19 protein-coding genes are annotated in these 17,784 nt (G+C 38.4%); 12 read left to right on the top strand and 7 right to left on the bottom strand.

Going from position 1 to position 17,784, the window contains the following annotated elements:
* Window positions 1–20 precede the first annotated feature (20 nt).
* The 9 genes from AC6I5C_RS01560 to AC6I5C_RS01520 all read left to right on the top strand — a co-directional run bounded on the left by AC6I5C_RS01560 (window position 21) and on the right by AC6I5C_RS01520 (window position 7,844).
* Entirely contained in the window at window positions 21–560 is a 540-nt protein-coding gene (locus tag AC6I5C_RS01560) for a YceD family protein (RefSeq protein ID WP_497903620.1), read from the top strand.
* Window positions 561–568: 8 nt separating this feature from the next.
* The gene (rpmF, locus tag AC6I5C_RS01555) at window positions 569–772 is read left to right on the top strand and encodes a 50S ribosomal protein L32 (RefSeq protein ID WP_076662774.1); all 204 of its coding nucleotides are present in this window, start codon (window positions 569–571) and stop codon (window positions 770–772) included.
* Between the two features lie 179 nt (window positions 773–951).
* The gene (locus AC6I5C_RS01550) at window positions 952–1,947 is read left to right on the top strand and encodes a beta-ketoacyl-ACP synthase III (RefSeq protein WP_497903619.1); all 996 of its coding nucleotides are present in this window, start codon (window positions 952–954) and stop codon (window positions 1,945–1,947) included.
* A gap of 35 nt (window positions 1,948–1,982) precedes the next feature.
* Entirely contained in the window at window positions 1,983–2,468 is a 486-nt protein-coding gene (accB, locus tag AC6I5C_RS01545) for an acetyl-CoA carboxylase biotin carboxyl carrier protein (RefSeq protein ID WP_497903618.1), read from the top strand.
* A gap of 81 nt (window positions 2,469–2,549) precedes the next feature.
* Window positions 2,550–3,905 (top strand): acetyl-CoA carboxylase biotin carboxylase subunit, encoded by a 1,356-nt coding sequence (accC, locus tag AC6I5C_RS01540; RefSeq protein ID WP_497903617.1) that lies wholly within the window; start codon window positions 2,550–2,552, stop codon window positions 3,903–3,905.
* 169 nt (window positions 3,906–4,074) lie between these two features.
* The gene (locus AC6I5C_RS01535) at window positions 4,075–5,190 is read left to right on the top strand and encodes an NAD(P)/FAD-dependent oxidoreductase (RefSeq protein WP_497903616.1); all 1,116 of its coding nucleotides are present in this window, start codon (window positions 4,075–4,077) and stop codon (window positions 5,188–5,190) included.
* Between the two features lie 4 nt (window positions 5,191–5,194).
* Window positions 5,195–5,890 carry a monofunctional biosynthetic peptidoglycan transglycosylase gene (gene mtgA, locus AC6I5C_RS01530; RefSeq protein WP_497903615.1) on the top strand — a complete coding sequence of 232 codons (696 nt, stop codon included), beginning with the start codon at window positions 5,195–5,197 and terminating at the stop codon, window positions 5,888–5,890.
* On the top strand, window positions 5,880–6,341 hold the full coding sequence (locus AC6I5C_RS01525; protein ID WP_497903614.1) for a 3-oxoacyl-ACP synthase: 462 nt from the start codon (window positions 5,880–5,882) through the stop codon (window positions 6,339–6,341). Before mtgA ends, AC6I5C_RS01525 begins: the two co-directional genes overlap by 11 nt.
* A gap of 48 nt (window positions 6,342–6,389) precedes the next feature.
* Window positions 6,390–7,844, top strand: a complete 1,455-nt coding sequence (locus AC6I5C_RS01520) for a TlpA family protein disulfide reductase (RefSeq protein ID WP_497903613.1) — start codon at window positions 6,390–6,392, stop codon at window positions 7,842–7,844.
* Here AC6I5C_RS01520 and AC6I5C_RS01515 read toward each other — a convergent pair.
* The 7 genes from AC6I5C_RS01515 to AC6I5C_RS01485 all read right to left on the bottom strand — a co-directional run bounded on the left by AC6I5C_RS01515 (window position 7,839) and on the right by AC6I5C_RS01485 (window position 15,497).
* Entirely contained in the window at window positions 7,839–8,750 is a 912-nt protein-coding gene (locus AC6I5C_RS01515; RefSeq protein ID WP_497903612.1) for an ABC transporter ATP-binding protein, read from the bottom strand. The two genes, AC6I5C_RS01520 and AC6I5C_RS01515, sit on opposite strands and share 6 nt — an antisense overlap.
* Before the next feature lie 63 nt (window positions 8,751–8,813).
* Window positions 8,814–10,862, bottom strand: a complete 2,049-nt coding sequence (locus AC6I5C_RS01510; protein WP_497903611.1) for an FG-GAP-like repeat-containing protein — start codon at window positions 10,860–10,862, stop codon at window positions 8,814–8,816.
* An 18-nt stretch (window positions 10,863–10,880) separates the two neighbouring features.
* Entirely contained in the window at window positions 10,881–11,984 is a 1,104-nt protein-coding gene (locus AC6I5C_RS01505) for a hypothetical protein (RefSeq protein WP_497903610.1), read from the bottom strand.
* A 150-nt stretch (window positions 11,985–12,134) separates the two neighbouring features.
* Complete coding sequence (locus AC6I5C_RS01500) at window positions 12,135–13,124, bottom strand: aspartate-semialdehyde dehydrogenase (RefSeq protein WP_497903609.1); 990 nt, start codon at window positions 13,122–13,124, stop codon at window positions 12,135–12,137.
* A 146-nt stretch (window positions 13,125–13,270) separates the two neighbouring features.
* A complete protein-coding gene (gene mscL, locus AC6I5C_RS01495) occupies window positions 13,271–13,672 on the bottom strand; it encodes a large-conductance mechanosensitive channel protein MscL (protein ID WP_497903608.1) in 402 nt (133 codons plus the stop codon).
* Window positions 13,673–13,746: 74 nt separating this feature from the next.
* A complete protein-coding gene (alr, locus tag AC6I5C_RS01490; protein ID WP_497903607.1) occupies window positions 13,747–14,853 on the bottom strand; it encodes an alanine racemase in 1,107 nt (368 codons plus the stop codon).
* Window positions 14,853–15,497 carry a thymidine kinase gene (locus tag AC6I5C_RS01485; RefSeq protein ID WP_053976711.1) on the bottom strand — a complete coding sequence of 215 codons (645 nt, stop codon included), beginning with the start codon at window positions 15,495–15,497 and terminating at the stop codon, window positions 14,853–14,855. The genes alr and AC6I5C_RS01485 overlap by 1 nt, the downstream gene beginning before the upstream one ends.
* A gap of 104 nt (window positions 15,498–15,601) precedes the next feature.
* On the opposite strand from AC6I5C_RS01485, the gene AC6I5C_RS01480 reads away from it, so the two are divergent.
* The 3 genes from AC6I5C_RS01480 (at window position 15,602) to AC6I5C_RS01470 (ending at window position 17,527) form a co-directional block, all read left to right on the top strand.
* A complete protein-coding gene (locus AC6I5C_RS01480; protein ID WP_497903606.1) occupies window positions 15,602–16,342 on the top strand; it encodes a DUF8457 domain-containing protein in 741 nt (246 codons plus the stop codon).
* 134 nt (window positions 16,343–16,476) lie between these two features.
* Window positions 16,477–17,148 carry a 16S rRNA (cytidine(1402)-2'-O)-methyltransferase gene (gene rsmI, locus AC6I5C_RS01475; RefSeq protein WP_497903605.1) on the top strand — a complete coding sequence of 224 codons (672 nt, stop codon included), beginning with the start codon at window positions 16,477–16,479 and terminating at the stop codon, window positions 17,146–17,148.
* A gap of 34 nt (window positions 17,149–17,182) precedes the next feature.
* Entirely contained in the window at window positions 17,183–17,527 is a 345-nt protein-coding gene (locus AC6I5C_RS01470) for a HopJ type III effector protein (protein WP_497903604.1), read from the top strand.
* Window positions 17,528–17,784: the final 257 nt, after the last annotated feature.

The raw sequence follows: 17,784 nt of genomic DNA, 5'->3' as shown, positions 1-17,784 counted from the left end.
GGCTCAAAATGACAGTGACTATGAAGCCCTTAAAAGAATATACCATACAATTTGTAGGTTTAAAGGTTGGAAAGCATCATTTTGATTATCAAATTGATAATAAGTTCTTTGAACATTTTGAGTACGAAGAGTTCAACGATGTAAAAATTAACACCCATTTGGATTTTGAGAAAAAGTCCACTTTAATGGAGTTGCATTTTATAGTTGAAGGTACCGTAAATGTCAATTGCGATGTAACCAATGAGCCATTTGACCAAGACATTAAAGGTCACTTTGATTTAGTTGTGAAGTTTGGAGAGGAGTACAATGATGAATATGAAGATATATTGATCTTGCCTCATGGAGAATACGAACTAAACGTGGCGCAGTACATTTATGAATTGATTATATTATCCGTGCCGGCAAAGCGTGTGCATCCAGGAGTTTTGGATGGCACTTTGCAGTCAGACGTACTTAAAAAGTTGGAAGAGTTGAGCCCAAAGGGCGAAAAGGAGCATAAGACATCAGAGGAGATTGACCCTCGTTGGAATACATTAAAAAAACTATTAACGGATAAATAACATATAAAATGGCACATCCTAAAAGAAAGATTTCTAAAACAAGAAGAGATAAGAGAAGAACACACTACAAAGCATCTGTTCCTCAGATAGCAACGTGTCCTACTACAGGAGAAGCGCACTTATACCACAGAGCTCATTGGCACGAAGGAAAGTTGTACTATAGAGGTCAAGTGCTAATTGACAACTCTGAAAAAGAAGAGAATTTAGCATAAGTATTATGCATGCATATAATAAAACGCTCAGCAATGAGCGTTTTTTTTATGATTAATTTTCTAAAGTCTCAAAAACAAGTTAATTTGCGTCATATTTGACTAAAAAAGTAGTAATTTCGTCAAAATTTACTTGTTTTTGGCCTTTTTTGCCAAAATTTCGGACAACTAATAAATAAGGAATGAGTAAAATCACAGCGGCAATTACAGCTGTAGGAGCCTATCTGCCAGACTTTGTGCTATCAAATAAAGTTCTAGAAACTATGGTTGATACCAATGACGAATGGATAACCTCTAGAACAGGTATTAAAGAAAGGCGAATACTTAAAAAAGAAGGGGCAGGAACATCTTACCTTGCCATCAAAGCAGCAGAAAACTTATTGGAACGTAAACAGATAGATCCCAAGGAAATTGATTTGGTGATTGTGGCTACGGCTACCCCAGATTTATTGGTGGCATCTACTGCGGTTTATGTAGCTTCAGAAATTGGAGCTACCAATGCATTTGCTTACGATTTACAAGCAGCATGCTCTAGCTTCCTTTACGGAATGTCTACAGCATCGGCGTATATAGAATCTGGACGTTACAAAAAAGTTCTGTTGATTGGAGCCGACAAAATGTCTTCGATCATTGATTATACAGACCGGACTACCTGTATTATTTTTGGTGACGGTGCCGGTGCAGCATTATTTGAACCAAATACAGAAGGTTTAGGGTTTCAAGATGAATATTTGCGAAGCGACGGTGCAGGAAGAGAGTATCTTAAAATTGAAGCAGGAGGATCTATTTTGCCTCCAAGTGTTGAGACTGTAGAGAGTGGTCAACATTTTGTTCATCAAGATGGACGTACGGTATTTAAATTTGCCGTATCCAATATGGCCGATGTAGCTGAAAAAATCATGAAACGTAATAACCTTAGTCATGAGGACGTGGCTTGGTTGGTGCCACACCAAGCTAACTTGCGTATTATTGATGCTACGGCTAACAGAATGAACCTTCCAGATGAGAAGGTTCTTAAAAATATCCATCGTTATGGAAATACAACTTCGGCTACTTTACCGTTGTTGTTAAGCGACTTCGAATCACAATTCAAAAAAGGAGATAACTTAATATTTGCTGCCTTCGGGGGCGGATTTACTTGGGGATCGGTCTATTTAAAATGGGCCTATAATTCCTAATTCTTAAACTAAACTAATAATATAATTAAACTATTATGGATATAAAGGAAATTCAAAACTTAATCAAGTTTGTGGCCAAGTCGGGTGCAAGTGAGGTTAAATTGGAAATGGACGATATCAAGATCACCATTAAGACAGGAAGTGAAGATAAAGGTGAATCTACTACCATCCTACAACAAATACCAGTTAGCAATCCAATCGCACAAGCTGCTCCAATAGCGGAGGTACAGGCAACAGTGCCTGCTGTACCAGTAGCGGCTCCAGCGGACGAGAATTCAAAATATGTAACTATAAAGTCTCCTATTATTGGTACTTTTTACCGTAAGCCAGCTCCAGACAAACCTGTATTCGTAGAGGTTGGTAGCAGCATTAAAGAAGGAGATGTGCTTTGTGTAATCGAAGCTATGAAACTTTTCAACGAAATAGAATCTGAGATTTCAGGTAAAATCGTAAAAATATTGGTGGATGATGCTTCTCCAGTAGAGTTTGATCAACCTCTATTTTTAGTGGACCCATCTTAATGTAAAATCCCAATTTTCAATTCCAAGCCTGAAGAGGTTCTTCGGGGTTTGTTTTTTGAATATTGAAAATTTGAAGAATTTATGTTTAAAAAAGTATTAGTTGCCAATCGAGGAGAAATTGCACTTCGTGTAATTAGAACCTGTAAGGAAATGGGCATTAAAACGGTAGCTGTATATTCTACAGCAGATGCCGATAGTTTGCACGTTAAATTTGCCGATGAAGCGGTTTGTATTGGTCCAGCCCCAAGTTCAGAATCTTATTTGAAAATGGCAAATATCATTGCAGCTGCAGAAATTACCAATGCAGATGCAATTCATCCAGGTTATGGATTCTTGTCTGAAAATGCCAAGTTTTCAAAAATCTGTGAAGAACACGATATCAAGTTTATTGGTGCCTCTCCTGAGATGATCTCAAAAATGGGGGACAAGGCTACTGCAAAGGCAACCATGAAGGAAGCCGGTGTACCATGTGTTCCTGGTAGTGAAGGAATCATTGCTAGTTACGAGGAATGCGAAAAGTTAGCCAAGGAAGTTGGATATCCTGTGATGCTGAAGGCTACTGCCGGAGGTGGCGGAAAAGGAATGCGTGCTGTTTGGAAGGCTGAAGACCTTAAAAATGCATGGGATTCCGCCAGACAGGAATCTAAAGCAGCCTTTGGAAACGATGATATGTATATGGAGAAACTTATCGAAGAGCCAAGACATATCGAGATCCAGATTGTTGGAGATTCCAGAGGTAAAGCATGTCACTTGTCCGAGCGTGACTGTTCTATCCAACGTCGTCACCAAAAATTGACTGAAGAAGTTCCCTCGCCATTTATGACAGAGGAATTAAGAAATAAAATGGGTGAAGCTGCTGTAAAAGCTGCTGAATACATTAAATACGAAGGAGCGGGAACCATCGAATTTTTGGTGGACAAGCACCGTAACTTCTACTTCATGGAAATGAACACGCGTATTCAAGTAGAACACCCAATTACCGAGCAGGTAATTGATTTTGACTTGATCCGTGAGCAAATTTTGGTGGCTGCTGGAGTGCCAATTTCAGGTAAAAACTACGAGCCAAATTTACATTCCATCGAGTGTAGAATCAATGCGGAAGATCCGTTCAACGATTTCAGACCGTCACCAGGGAAAATCACTACATTGCATGCACCGGGAGGACATGGTGTGCGTTTGGATACCCACGTTTATGCAGGGTACACCATTCCACCAAACTATGACTCTATGATTGCTAAGTTGATTACAACCGCTCAAACTAGAGAAGAAGCTATCAACAAGATGAAGCGTGCTTTGGATGAGTTCGTTATCGAAGGAATTAAAACAACCATTCCTTTCCACAGACAGTTGATGGACCACCCAGATTATCTTGCAGGAAACTATACCACCAAATTTATGGAAGGTTTTAAAATGCAAGCTATAACTGAAGAAGCGTAATAAATTACCACAATAATAAAGACTCCGAATTGTAAAGTTCGGAGTTTTTTTATGGTGTTCTTTTGTCCAATAGTGTTTGGTCAAAAGGCAGGCTGTCCGTTGTATCTTTTTGTGAAAAACAAAAAGGATGTCACTTCCATCCTTAACACGAAAACAGTAACTTCGTAATATGAATTGGTCTTTTTGGGAAATACAATCTTGGTTCTCCAACGTGGATTTTACCATTGTTGGAAGTGGTATTGTTGGGTTGAACTGCGCTTTACATTTAAAGCTAAAATATCCCAAGGCCAAGGTGCTTGTTTTGGAAAAGGGGATTTTGCCTCAAGGGGCTAGTACTAAAAATGCCGGTTTTGCCTGTTTTGGGAGCCTTAGCGAGATTTTGGAGGATTTGGAGTTTCATGATGAGGAGAGGGTGTTTGAATTGGTACAAAAACGTGTGGAGGGCTTAAAACTATTACGTCAAAATTTAAGCGATACTATTATTGATTTCAAACAACACGGAGGTTACGAACTTTTTACTCAAGAACAGAGTGCTTTATTTGATGCTTGTTTGGAGCAAATGGTATCCGTTAACAAGTTGCTTCATCCTTTGTTTAAGGAAGATGTATTTGTACTGAAGGAAAATACATTTGGCTTTCAAAATGTGCAAAACAAATTTCTATATACCCCTTTCGAAGGTCAGATTGATACTGGAAAAATGATGGAGGCTTTACTTTGTAAAGTTCAGTCATTGGGGGTGAAAATCTTAAATAAGGTTATTGTTGAAGGTTATTCGGAAACGAATACAGGTGTAGTTATAAAAATGAAGGATTTTGAAGTGTCAACTTCCAAATTATTTGTGGCCACCAATGGATTTGCGTCCCAACTTTTAAACGAAACCGTATTGCCGGCTAGAGCTCAAGTGTTGGTGACCAAACCTATCAAAAACTTACCGTTTAAAGGCACCTTTCATTTGGATAGAGGGTATTATTATTTCAGAAATGTAGGGGATAGAATACTCTTTGGAGGGGGTCGAAACTTAGATTTTAAAACAGAAGAAACCGTGCAGTTTGGGCTTACGGAATTGGTGCAAAATCAATTGGAAGATTTGCTTAAAAATACAATCTTACCTAATACCCCTTTTGAAATTGAAAACAGATGGAGTGGTATTATGGGAGTTGGCTCGCAAAAGAAACCAATAGTAAAGCAAGTGTCCAACAATGTGTTTTGTGGCGTTAGACTGGGAGGCATGGGTGTTGCCATTGGCAGCTTGATAGGAAGTGAAATGGCAGAATTGTTAGATTGATATCATGAAAAAACTTTTACGATTTTTCATAAAACTTATTTTTCTGTGGATTATCCTTTCTGCAGGCTTGGTGATTATCTATCGTTGGGTGCCGGTACCCATCACACCGCTGATGGTAATTCGGTATTATGAGCAGCCAAAGGAGAAAGAGAGACAAATGTGGAAACACGATTGGGAACCTTTGGAAGCAATTTCTAAAAATCTACAGTTGGCGGTTATCTGTAGTGAAGACCAGACCTTTGTAAAGCACCATGGGTTTGATGTAAAAGCCATTGAAAAGGCCTATGAAAATAACAAAAAAGGCAGGCGGATAAAAGGAGGAAGCACCATTAGCCAGCAAACGGCAAAAAATGTGTTTTTATGGCCAGGGCGTAGTTGGTTGCGTAAAGGATTGGAAGCGTATTTCACATTTCTAATTGAATTGGTTTGGCCAAAGGAACGTATCATTGAGGTGTACCTTAACAGTATTGAAATGGGAAATGGGGTTTATGGAGCAGAAGCCGCTTCTCGCTATTGGTTTAAAAAGCCTGCAAGTAAATTAACCCAATATGAGGCAGCCGCTATTGCGGCAATTTTACCCAATCCAAGACATTACAAAGCTAAACCTGCCACAGCATATATTCAAGGGAGAAATCAGTGGATTGTCAAACAAATGGGCTTTTATGGACCTTTAGATTATTCCGTTCCCAATGAAGAATAAGGAAACAATAAAACTCGGGTTGTTGCAGCAATGTTTTGAGTTAATTGAAACGCGGTTAAGAGTAAGCCAACAAAGTATTCAGGATATTCAAGAATCCCTGAATTCCGAAACTAAAAGCAGTGCTGGAGATAAGCACGAAACTGGTCGTGCCATGTTACAATTGGAACGGGAAAAGGCAGGCCAACAATTAGCAGAACTGGAACGCACCAAAGCTGTTCTATCCAAAATAGAACCTAATAGTAGCTCGAAAATAATTGGTTTGGGAAGTGTGGTGTTTACCGATAAAGGAAATTATTTTATTGCTGTAAGTTTGGGAGAACTGAATATTGAAAACACGTCTTTTTATGCTATTTCTGCAGCCACTCCAATTGGGCAATTGTTATTGGGGAAACAAGCGGGTGATAGCTTTGTTTTTAGAGGAACTCAATTTAATATTATCAGAGTATTATAGTTAGTATTTAATTTATAGTTTATATTGTAGTACTATATTTATATAATTATGAAAAATATTACAATAATATGTTTTCTTACAGGGATGTTTTTTGGTTGTCAAAAGGCCATTGAAAAACCAAAAACACAGATTATTATAACTACCGACCAAGACAGTCTTTTATATGCAGATTTTTACAGACCTCAAGATGGCATATTTTTATGGGGGGCAAAAAAAGATAGTATTCTCCGAAACAACAATAAAGAGTTTAGAATAGATGTTGACCTCCTGGAACCTGAATACGTAAAGCTTAAGGTAGGGGACAATTGGTGCAGGATGGTTTTATTACCAAATCAAACATACCATATTGCAATTAATAATGATATAGTCTCTTTTTCAAAAGATAATGGAGAAGGCCAAGAGTTGTTTAATCAATTCGACAGAATTGATACCGATGCTGTTATTTTTCATAATAGATTTGTAAAGGATAGTACTTTTACAATGTTGGAAAACAGTTTGTTAGAGTTGAGGAATGCAGAGCTCAAGCAATTAGAATCTTTATTGAATGCAGAAAAAATAGATCCGCAATTTTACGAGTTAAGCCTGAATGATATCAATTATTATTATGCCAATGCACGGGTTAGCTTGGTTTCGGGGTCAAGTAGAAAGGGTAATTTCGCGGAGAAAAAGGAAATCGATTCTATTTTCACTATTACCCTTCGTCAATATCCATATAACATCAAGGATACACCAATAAATTGGTTTAACTATGTAAGGAGTAGTATTATATGGCCTGAATTAAAAAGTCAGTTTAATTGGGAACAAAGAGATGATTTGTATGAAAAGGACAGTTTGCATCCTGTTATGATTGAGACCATAAATAAAAATTTATCTCCAGAATATCAGGAACGATATATAGCCTATTACTTGTTTTCTGCATTAAAGGTCAAAAAGTTTGAAAAGAGTTTGGTAGTTGCTTTCAAAGATTTTAAATCCTCATATCCTAACAGCAAGTTTATACCCTACATAGAACCAGAAATTAATGAGATTGTAGAGTTTTATGATAAAATAAAGGGTGAAATGCCCTCAAAGGTAAGATTTTTGGACAATGAAAACATTAATGACCTTAAAGCATTGCTCTCTAAAATTAAAGGGGAAAAATTATATTTAGATGTTTGGGCGACTTGGTGTGGGCCATGTAAAAAGGAATTTGAACATAATGAGGCTCTAAACCAACTATTGGAGAAATATAACTACAAAAAGTTATACGTGTCATTAGATAGGAAAGAGGATAAGCAACGTTGGTTGGATATGATTAAATATTATAACCTTTTAGGCTATCACCATTTAGCAAGTCAAGAATTCTTTGCTCACTTTGCGAATAACTTTTCACCTTATGTGGGATCTGTAGCTATTCCGCAATATTTGTTAGTAGATGAAAAAGGAAATATAAAAATTATAGACGCTCCAAGTCCAAGTAAATTGGAACAACTTGAAGCAGTATTGAAGGAGGAAAGCCTATAGTTGTTTTTCAATATAAATAGGGGTGCCTAATTCAATTGATTCGGGATGTTCGAAAAAAATGGGTTTTCCATCCAAATCTACTTCAATCAAATAATAATCCCCTTTAAAATAGGCTTGTTTGACGGTTGCTTTAAGGTTGGAATTTGGAACCACTTTTAATTGATGAGCGTAAACAATGTTTCCTTCAATGATATTGAATTCTCCAAAAAAGGACGCTATTAAAGGTGTCTGTGGGTTGTTGAACAAATTTTCCGGGGAATCATTGCCTACAATTTGATGCTTGTCCAAAACAATCATTCTGTCCGAAAATCCTAAAACATCCTCACTGTCATGGGTGGCAACAATGCACGTTATTTTATGTTGTTTTAGGTATTGAAACACATTTCGGCGTAAGGATTGTTTTTTAAAATTGTCAATGTGGCTAAAGGGCTCATCTAGTAACATGATTTCGGGTTGTTTTGCCAAGGCCCTGGCTAATGCTACACGCTGCTTTTGCCCTCCGCTTAAGGTCTTTACTTTGGTTTTGGCAAAGTTGGTCAATTCTACAACCTCCAAGAGTTCAGCAACTCTTTTTTGCTTCTCTTCAGGATAAAAGTTGGATAAGAATTTTCCAATATTCTCTTCCACGGAAGTGAAAGGCATCAAATCAAATTCTTGGGCCACATATTTCATAAAATCGTAGCCAATGACCAAATTGAATTTTGGCCCCAAAATCTGTATGTTTTTCCAAAAAATTTCGCCTTGATCCAAATCGTGTTCACCGTAGAGCAATTTTAGAAGGGTGCTTTTACCTGAGCCACTTTCCCCAATTATGGAAAGGTGTTCGCCAACACCAACTTCAAAGTTAACATCTTTTAGAACCGAGTTGTCTTTATAGTGAAATGATAAGTTTTTTACCTGAAGCATGCTGCAAAAATAGCATAAAAAAACGCTCAGTTTACTGAGCGTTTAAGTTATGTTCCCGAGTGGTTATTGTTTGATAAACTTCTGGGTTTTTATGAAGTTGTTATTGACAAGTCGTAAAATATAGTTTCCTTCTGCCAAAGTAGACACATCAATTGAGTTGTTTATTAGTTTTGCATTTAAAACCCGTTTTCCTTGGAGGTCAAAAACCGTATAGACGGTATTTTCCAATTCCAAGGCAGAACTTAAATATAACATGTCTTTGGTCGGGTTAGGGTAAATGATCAAATTGTCCACTATTGAATTTTCAAGACTTAGAGTTTGGTTTTCTTCTATAATTATTAATTCGTTTATAGATGGGTTTAGAATTTCGTCAATATTTCCAGATGGCCAGTAAACTCTAAGGTAAGCTATGGTTGTGTCTGAGCCAATTCCAAAATGGGTGTTAAGGGAGTGCATATATTTAAAGCCTTCTCCACTTCTTACATCTCTAATTTGAGTGCCGGAAGCTGTACTTATTTCAACTCTAGCTCCAATGCCATTGCGGTTGCTCATGTCTTCACTTTCATGAATTTTGCCTACAGTCGCTATTTTAATCCAATTATTGCTATTGGTATTGTTGAAATATACTTTATTAAGATAAAAGAAGTCTAAAAAGCCATCATTGTTTAAATCTCCAATCCCACCAGCCCCTGGGACATTTAAGTCATGAACAAGTCTAAAGGTCATGTCTCCATTTCCAAATAGAATATCGCCATTGGTATAAATGTCAAGATTTCCATCATTGTCAAAATCTCCTGGAATATTCTCGCGTCCAAAATTGGCATGAGTATCTGCAATATTCACAGACACATCTGTAAAAGTGCCATCTCCATTATTCATCATTAGTTTATGGTTGTTAACTGATAAAGGGTCGTTATTGTTTTCATAAGAGCCTACATAAACATCCATGTCGCCATCATTATCAAAGTCTCCCCAGGCTGAAGACCATGTTTGGACAACATCGGCAAGTCCTGAAGCCTCGCCAACTTCCGTATAAGTGCCATCTCCATTGTTTTGGTATAATTGATTAGTGCGTCGGGCATCAGAACCTCCACATTTGGCCATAAACATGTCCATATCGTAGTCATTATCATAGTCTATCCAAACAGATCCGTAGTTGCCGCCGGTAGCATAATCACCAAGACCGTTGGTGTTATCATAAATTAAATTATTATTTCCATCATTAATATAGGAAACGCTTGGTGCCAAATCATGACACATAAAGGCATCTAAATGTCCATCGTTATTAATATCGATAAAATTGCCTCTTTGAGAAAAAACATATTCAGTTCCTGAAACTTGGTTAAAAGATGTCCCATCATCATTGGCTTGCATAAATGTGACTCCATTAGATGAACCATACATAAGATCGTTAAACCCATTTGCATCGAAATCACCAGCAGTTAAACTCCATGATGGAGGATAGTCTGGTTCCTCTGTTAAGATGGTTACATTATTAAAACCTCCTTCAGGCAGTTGGTAATTTATATTTATTAAATAGTTGTCAGGTTGGTTGTTGACGGAAACAGTGTCATCCAAAAAATCACCATTCATGTCTACCACTGCATAATCTGTTCCAGTAGCAGTTTCGAACTGGTCACTAAAATCTATAGTACATTCCGTGATTGTAAATTCAAATGGGCTATCATCCCATTTATTGTCCCAAACAATATAATATGATGTACCACTTTGTGCATCGAAGGTTACTACTGATAAATTACTTTCATTAATTGACATTCCATGATCATCGTTTCCGGCGATACAGGTTAAAGAATTACAATCTCCAGAGAAAATATGAAGGCGTGTATTTAAATCATTATTAGCATTTAATTTAGAGCTTACGGATACTGTGTAGTCTTCTTCTGGGATGTATTTTATCCATTCGGCTGCAGTTGCATCCTCTGCATCTGGTATGCAGTAATTTGAAGGAGCTTCTCCATTTATCGCGTCGATAGTATAGGTTCCTTCAGTTGCAGAAGGTTGGTTTGAGGCATCCTCACAAGAATCGTAGCTTTGGGCACTTATAGCCATTGAGGCTAGTAAGGAGGTGTACAGGAGTAATTGTTTTTTCATAATTAAATGGATTAATTATTATTCACAGTTTATATTTAGAGAATTGACCCAGGTTTCTAGCAGTTCAACTCCTTCTTCATGTTTTAAGGTTCTTCCTAGCATTGGCATTCTAAGGGATTCTTCTGTTGTATTGAGTCTAGTTAGTAATATCGAATTATCAGCATGACCTGGACTGATAATGTCGGAAGGCATTGAGTCGAATGAGTCTTGAGCTACCATACATAACCCCAAATTCGTTAGGTCATCTGTTTTATTAAATGCAAAGCGAAGAGCTCGGTAATTGCAATGACCCAAATCGGAATGGCAGTGTGCACAGTTGATATCTAAATATGAACGCACTCTGGTTTCCAAATCCTTTGAGTCGTCATCCCAAGAAACCATATGGTCAATAGTGTCTGGGAAATCAGGACTTAAATAACCAAACTCAACCCATTTTTCAAGCTGGTTCATCGTACTGCCATCTTGGTAAGTATAACTTTTATCTAGGTTTTGTGGTTTTACTCCTATAGGATAGGGCGTGTCATTTTCCGATTTATGGCATGTATGACATTCTGGATTAGCTGGTATCCGATAATTGATGTTTTTTTGCACACCATTTTCTTTAAATTGGAAAGATTTAAAGCTTCCTGTAAGATCGAAAGTTGCTTCTGTTTGCGACTCATTCCAAACATAATTGGCAAAAATCCAACCTTCTTCTTTCTTAATTTGAAGTCTAGTTTCTATTAGTTTTTTAGAGCTTTCAGGAAGAACTTCGTCATAGTAGAAGTTTTTGATTAGAATGGTGCCTAATGGAAATTCAATAATGGAGTAGTCATCGATATAATGAGCTTGAGAATCCTTGGGCATCCAAACAAAGCGCTTTTTATGGGCGTAGTCCGAAAATAGTGGCGCAATAACATCGTAAGGCAACACTCCATAAACAGGATTTAAATCAGCGATGTTTCCTTCGAAAAAATTGTATTCGGAAAGTGTGGGATAAGGAACGTTTTCAATGTCGAAAACTACGGGAGAGATTTCTTCTGGCTCGACGATGGGAATATACTGGTCATCGTCCTTGGCGCAAGAAAAAAATACCAAGACCACCCAAAAAAAGCCAAATACCCTTACATAGTTTTTTAACATTCGCAGTAAAATTTGGACAACTAATATAATTGTTTGTGCAGAGCAAAAGCAATTAATTAGTTGAATTACATGTTTTTACTGTTTATTTGAATGTTGTTTTAAGGTTTTAACTTTTGCTAATTTAAGGTGGTTTTGGTTATGATATTTTTATTAAATCAAATTGTTTTCCAACAAATATTCAGCGATTTGAATAGTGTTAGTCGCAGCTCCTTTACGTAAATTGTCGGCAACAATCCACATGTTCAGAGTATTTGGTAGGGATTCATCTCTTCGTATTCTTCCTACAAATACCTCGTCTTTATCATGTGCATAAATTGGCATTGGGTAGGTGTTTGTAGCTGTGTCATCTTGAACAATCACTCCTGGAGTTTCACTTAAAATAGTTCGGATATCTGCTAATTCAAAATCATTTTCAAATTCCACATTTACAGATTCACTGTGTCCTCCAGCTGTTGGAATTCTAACCGCTGTTGCGGATACTGCAAATGAATAATCACCCAAAATTTTCTGAGGCTCTTTGGCCAATTTCATTTCTTCTTTAGTGTAACCATTGTCTTGGAACACATCACAGTGAGGCAATGCATTGCGTCCAATTGGGTAAGGGTAGGCCATTTCGCCTTCTACACCAGCAATTTCATTTTCTAATTGTCTTACTGCCTTAACACCAGTTCCGGAAACTGATTGGTAAGTAGAAACGATCACACGTTTCATTTTATATTTTTTATGAAGTGGTGCCAAAGCCATTACCAACTGAATCGTAGAGCAGTTTGGGTTGGCGATAATTTTATCTTCTTTTGTTAATTCGTTGGCGTTGATTTCAGGAACTACCAATTTTTTAGTTGGGTCCATTCTCCAAGCTGACGAGTTGTCTACTACTGTGGTGCCTACTTCTGCAAATTTAGGTGCCCATTCCAAAGAGGTGTCTCCTCCGGCAGAAAACAAGGCCACATCGGGCTTCATGTTTACGGCATCTGCCAAACCTACTACTGTATATTCCTTGTCCTTAAATGTAATTGACTTTCCAACAGAACGCTCTGAGGCTACTGGGATTAATTCTGTTAATGGGAAATTGCGTTCTGCAAGAACTCTAAGCATAACTTCTCCAACCATTCCGGTTGCTCCTACTACTGCTACTTTCATGTTACATTTTGTATTTAAAGGGTTTTTGAATTGTTTTGAGCAAAGCTAAGTATTAATTGAGTATTTAGGGTGCAAAAAAAGCCTCAGTGTCTTTAAAACCAAGGCTTTTTTACAACAAATAACAAAAAGTTAATTATTTAACAATTTTATTTTTTGAGCAAATCCCGAATTTCTGCCAATAATTCTTCTTGGGTTGGTCCTGAAGGTGCAGCGGGAGCAGGCTCTTCTTTTTTCTTCATTGCATTGATGCCCTTTATAAGCATAAACATCACGAAAGCCACAATGATAAAGTCAATAACATTAGTCAAAAACTCTCCGTAAAGTAAGGCAACTTCTCCTGTAATTTCACCTGCGTCATTGGCAGTGCCTTCGGTAATGACATACTTGAGGTCCTTGAAATCTGATTTGAAAATTAAGCCGATTAAAGGAGATACAATGCCTCCTGTAAAAGAGGCCACTACCTTACTAAAGGCAGCTCCCATTACGAAGGCCACGGCAATGTCTACCAAGTTGCCCTTCATGGCAAATTCCTTGAATTCTTTTAGCATAAGATGTGTGTTAATTAGGTTATTAGAACACTAAAATACCAAAAAAACAATCAGCTCAAAATCAATTAAAAAGATTATTCTAGAATGACCCTTTTAACCCTTTGAGAGATGGCTGTTAGGATTTCATAGGAAATGGTATTGGCACCTTGTGCAAACTCTGAAGCCGTTGGTTGCTTGCCAAAAACAATGACTTCATCTCCTTCTTTGCAGTCAATATCGGTGATGTTTACCATAATCATATCCATACATACATTCCCAATAATAGGAGCGCGTTGACCGTTGATAGTTACGGCGCCTTTGCCTTGTCCATATTGCCTACCAATACCATCGGCATGACCAATAGGGATGGTGGCAGTTTTCTGAAATTTATCGGCTTTAAAGGCGCGGTTGTAGCCCACGGTTTCCCCTTTCTTGATATGGTGAATTTGTGAAATAACCGATTTAAGCGTCCCGATAGGTTGGAAGTTTTGGTTCTCTTCTTCCGAATTTCCAAAGCCATACAGTCCAATGCCACTGCGTACCATATCAAAATGGGCGTCTGGATAATTTAAGATCCCAGAGGTATTGCACATATGCAACATAGGTTTATAACCAAGGGTTTCGGTAAAGTCTTTGGCAATGGCTTTAAAAGTTTCAATTTGGTTCAGAGTGAATTCCTTTTCATCTAAGTCTTCACTAGCGGCCATATGAGAAAATATAGATCTCACGCTTACAGCTCTAGTATGATTCAAAATGGAAGCGATCCCTTTTACATCATATTCTGAAAAGCCCAATCTGTTCAGGCCAGTGTTGAATTTCAAATGCACTGGGTAATTAACTTGGTGCTCTGTTTCTGCGACAGCAATAAATTCATTCAATACTTTGGAATTGTATAAACTTGGCTCCAAGCAACGCTCAATAAGCAGCTTAAAATGCGCAGGCTGTGGGTGCAATACTAAGATGCGTTTGGTAATTCCGGCATCTCGAAGAGCAATCCCCTCACTGGTGTAGGCCACTGCAAAATAGTCTACATCAAGTTCCTGTAAATACTTTGCAATTACATTGGCATCATGCCCATAGGAATAGGCTTTAACCACAGCCAAAAATTTAGTGTCAGGTTGGAGTTTAGACTTAAGGTAATTGTAATTGTGCTTGAGAGCTTTTAAGTCTATTTCAAGGGTAGTTTCCTGGGCTTTGGGCATTACTGTTCTTCTTTGTTTTTTGGTGAAAGATCTTCGGCATCGGTCACGTCCATGTGCTTCACTTTGTCCCTTAGCATGCATTTGTAAAATGCCGCTCTGCTCAAGGGTTCGTATTCATCTACTTCCCCCAACAAAACGAGTGCATCACTTTGGGTTTTTCGGTGGCTGTACTGGGCCAAGTTTCCTGTTTTGGTGCAAATGGCATGTACCTTAGTAACATACTCTGCAGTAGCCATTAAGTTGGGCATGGGGCCAAAGGGATTGCCTTTATAGTCCATATCCAATCCAGCGACAATCACCCGAACCCCTTTATTGGCCAAGTCGTTGCAAATCCTTACAATTTCATCGTCAAAAAACTGGGCTTCGTCAATACCAACCACGTCGCAACCATCGGCCAAAATAGGAATGTTGGCAGCTGCCGGCACGGGTGTAGAACGAATTTCATTGGCATCGTGGGACACCACCTTTTCGTCATCGTACCGCATGTCGATGGCAGGCTTAAAGATTTCAACTTTCTGTTTTGCAAATTGGGCACGTTTCAAACGGCGTATCAATTCCTCTGTTTTACCAGAGAACATCGAGCCACATATCACTTCAATCCAGCCAAATTGTTCTTTGGGGTTTACTGTATTTTCAAGAAACATTTTGTAATTTTAACGCTAAAACTAGGCTAACTTTCGTTTTGTATAAAGGTGGCGTAAATTTATCAAAAAAACAAAAGCACACATTAGATTAAATTTTTAAAGTTATGAAGAAGAAGTTGGAATCCGAATTGATGAGCATTGCCCACAGAATCCTAAAACTGAAAGGGAGGGATGATGTGGAAAAAATGCACACCGAGGTAGGAGCGCTTTATGAGAAACTTTCCGTATTAAAATTTTTACATAGCAATTTTGAAGGGGAGATGCCCAGTATTGGAAGCGATTCTTCTTTCTTCGAAATGTTGGACAAGGCATTCAACAATACTGTTAGCGATAGTATAGAAGTAGAGGATAGGGTGTATACTGATATTGATGATACCCAACATGAGGAAATCATGGAGCCAGCCATTGAAAAAATCAAAGACATTGTGGCGCAAATGCCAGAGGAAACACATCAAATTGATGAATTGTTTGAATCGGCGGTGCCAAAAAATGAATATAGAAGCGATGTGTTTGAAGATATTACAGCCGGTTTTGAAGAGACTCCTGTGTTTGAGCCTGTAACCGAAGCCAACGCGCGCTTTGAAGCCAAAAAGTCGCTTAATGACAAACTAAAGCGTGGCGGTATCGCCATAGGTCTTAATGATAAAATAGCCTTTATCAAACATCTATTTGATGGTAGGAATGAAGACTACGATCGTGTCCTGTCACAAATCAATACTTCAGAATCTTTTGAAGAGGCTAGCAACCTCATCCAAAACATCGTAAAACCCGATTACAACCAATGGCAAGGTAAAGAGCCCTACGAAGAACGCTTTATGGAAATCATAGAGAGTAAGTTTGGGTAAGTATTCAATTCCATTTTCCTTTTGAGTGATAGACATTTTTTAGGCATTGAAATCTTTTTTCATTGCCTAATTATTTTATTTAGTGGAGTGCATGAATGGAAAAGATTGTACTTTTGAACCCTAATCCGCCTAAAATGAGTAAGCTTTTCATAGTTCCCACGCCTATTGGTAATCTTAAGGACATGACGTTTAGGGCCATTGAGGTTTTAAAGGAGGTCGACTTAATCCTAGCCGAAGACACTCGTACTTCAGGGAAGTTGCTGAAGCATTTCGAGATTGCCACACACTTACAATCGCACCATATGCACAACGAGCATAAAACGGTAGAAGGCTTGGTTCAAAGGTTAAAAGGAGGTATGACCATTGCCTTGATTAGCGATGCAGGGACACCGGCCATTTCAGATCCCGGGTTTTTATTGACTAGGGCTTGTATTGAAAACGGTATCGATGTAGAATGCCTGCCAGGAGCAACGGCTTTTGTACCTGCTTTGGTAAATTCAGGTTTGCCTAACGACAAGTTTGTGTTTGAAGGCTTTTTGCCCGTGAAAAAGGGACGTCAAACTAGGCTTACCTTCTTGGCCGAAGAATCCCGAACCATGATTTTTTACGAGAGTCCACATAAGCTATTGAAGACCTTGGCCAATTTCTGCGAATACTTTGGTGCCGACCGTCCCGTGTCCATATCCAGAGAGCTTACCAAGCTGTACGAAGAAACCGTGAGGGGAACTGCTCAAGAGGTTTTAGACCACTACACCCAAAAGCCACCCAAAGGGGAAATTGTGATTATAGTAGGCGGAAAGAAATAGGCCCTAAAACAACATAAAATAAACATAGAGACACATGACGATTGACGCATTCAAACAAAAATTACAAAGCACACCAACACAGATAGAGTTTGCAGAAACCATGGCAGTGGTAGAAGCCAATTATAATTTTACGCCTACGGCTTTTACTAACGGTAACCTTCATAACAAGGCGGGAGAAAACTCGGGCTCCTGCAAATTGTTGGCCTTTGCCCAATTGCAAGGCTTTAGCCAAGAAGACACTTTGGCCTGCTTCGGGAAGTTCTATTTTGATGAGGTATTGAACGACCCAAACGGTACGGGGCACCAAAACATTAGGAACTTTATGGTTACAGGCTTTGAAGGTCTTCGCTTTGAAGGTGCGCCATTGCAGGAAAAATAGTTCCGGGCAAGTAGCGGGTTGTTGGCTTTACCTCTAAACTCTTGAAGAGAGTGTCAAAACCCGTCATTTCCAGTGGCATTTCGCAGAAATGCTGTATCGAGGAAAAGGGGTTTAAAAGGCTTTTAGGTTTCGATACCGTTGTTCTCATTACCATTTCGAAAACCTGGGTAACCTGACGTATGTTAAATAAACATAAAGCACCCCGTCATAACTTGATGAGGTGCTTTGTGCTTGGATACCGCGCGATATATCAGTTT

Source organism: Mangrovimonas sp. sgz306409 (assembly GCF_059735265.1).
Note: the sequence above shows the minus strand (reverse complement) of the source record. Positions and strands in the feature narration are given on the sequence as shown.

Coding starts and splice junctions, on each gene's coding strand:
- AC6I5C_RS01560 (WP_497903620.1), top strand. CDS start 21: ATGAAGCCCTTAAAAGAATATACCATACAATTTGTAGGTTTAAAGGTT.
- rpmF (WP_076662774.1), top strand. CDS start 569: ATGGCACATCCTAAAAGAAAGATTTCTAAAACAAGAAGAGATAAGAGA.
- AC6I5C_RS01550 (WP_497903619.1), top strand. CDS start 952: ATGAGTAAAATCACAGCGGCAATTACAGCTGTAGGAGCCTATCTGCCA.
- accB (WP_497903618.1), top strand. CDS start 1,983: ATGGATATAAAGGAAATTCAAAACTTAATCAAGTTTGTGGCCAAGTCG.
- accC (WP_497903617.1), top strand. CDS start 2,550: ATGTTTAAAAAAGTATTAGTTGCCAATCGAGGAGAAATTGCACTTCGT.
- AC6I5C_RS01535 (WP_497903616.1), top strand. CDS start 4,075: ATGAATTGGTCTTTTTGGGAAATACAATCTTGGTTCTCCAACGTGGAT.
- mtgA (WP_497903615.1), top strand. CDS start 5,195: ATGAAAAAACTTTTACGATTTTTCATAAAACTTATTTTTCTGTGGATT.
- AC6I5C_RS01525 (WP_497903614.1), top strand. CDS start 5,880: ATGAAGAATAAGGAAACAATAAAACTCGGGTTGTTGCAGCAATGTTTT.
- AC6I5C_RS01520 (WP_497903613.1), top strand. CDS start 6,390: ATGAAAAATATTACAATAATATGTTTTCTTACAGGGATGTTTTTTGGT.
- AC6I5C_RS01515 (WP_497903612.1), bottom strand. CDS start 8,750: ATGCTTCAGGTAAAAAACTTATCATTTCACTATAAAGACAACTCGGTT.
- AC6I5C_RS01510 (WP_497903611.1), bottom strand. CDS start 10,862: ATGAAAAAACAATTACTCCTGTACACCTCCTTACTAGCCTCAATGGCT.
- AC6I5C_RS01505 (WP_497903610.1), bottom strand. CDS start 11,984: ATGTTAAAAAACTATGTAAGGGTATTTGGCTTTTTTTGGGTGGTCTTG.
- AC6I5C_RS01500 (WP_497903609.1), bottom strand. CDS start 13,124: ATGAAAGTAGCAGTAGTAGGAGCAACCGGAATGGTTGGAGAAGTTATG.
- mscL (WP_497903608.1), bottom strand. CDS start 13,672: ATGCTAAAAGAATTCAAGGAATTTGCCATGAAGGGCAACTTGGTAGAC.
- alr (WP_497903607.1), bottom strand. CDS start 14,853: ATGCCCAAAGCCCAGGAAACTACCCTTGAAATAGACTTAAAAGCTCTC.
- AC6I5C_RS01485 (WP_053976711.1), bottom strand. CDS start 15,497: ATGTTTCTTGAAAATACAGTAAACCCCAAAGAACAATTTGGCTGGATT.
- AC6I5C_RS01480 (WP_497903606.1), top strand. CDS start 15,602: ATGAAGAAGAAGTTGGAATCCGAATTGATGAGCATTGCCCACAGAATC.
- rsmI (WP_497903605.1), top strand. CDS start 16,477: ATGAGTAAGCTTTTCATAGTTCCCACGCCTATTGGTAATCTTAAGGAC.
- AC6I5C_RS01470 (WP_497903604.1), top strand. CDS start 17,183: ATGACGATTGACGCATTCAAACAAAAATTACAAAGCACACCAACACAG.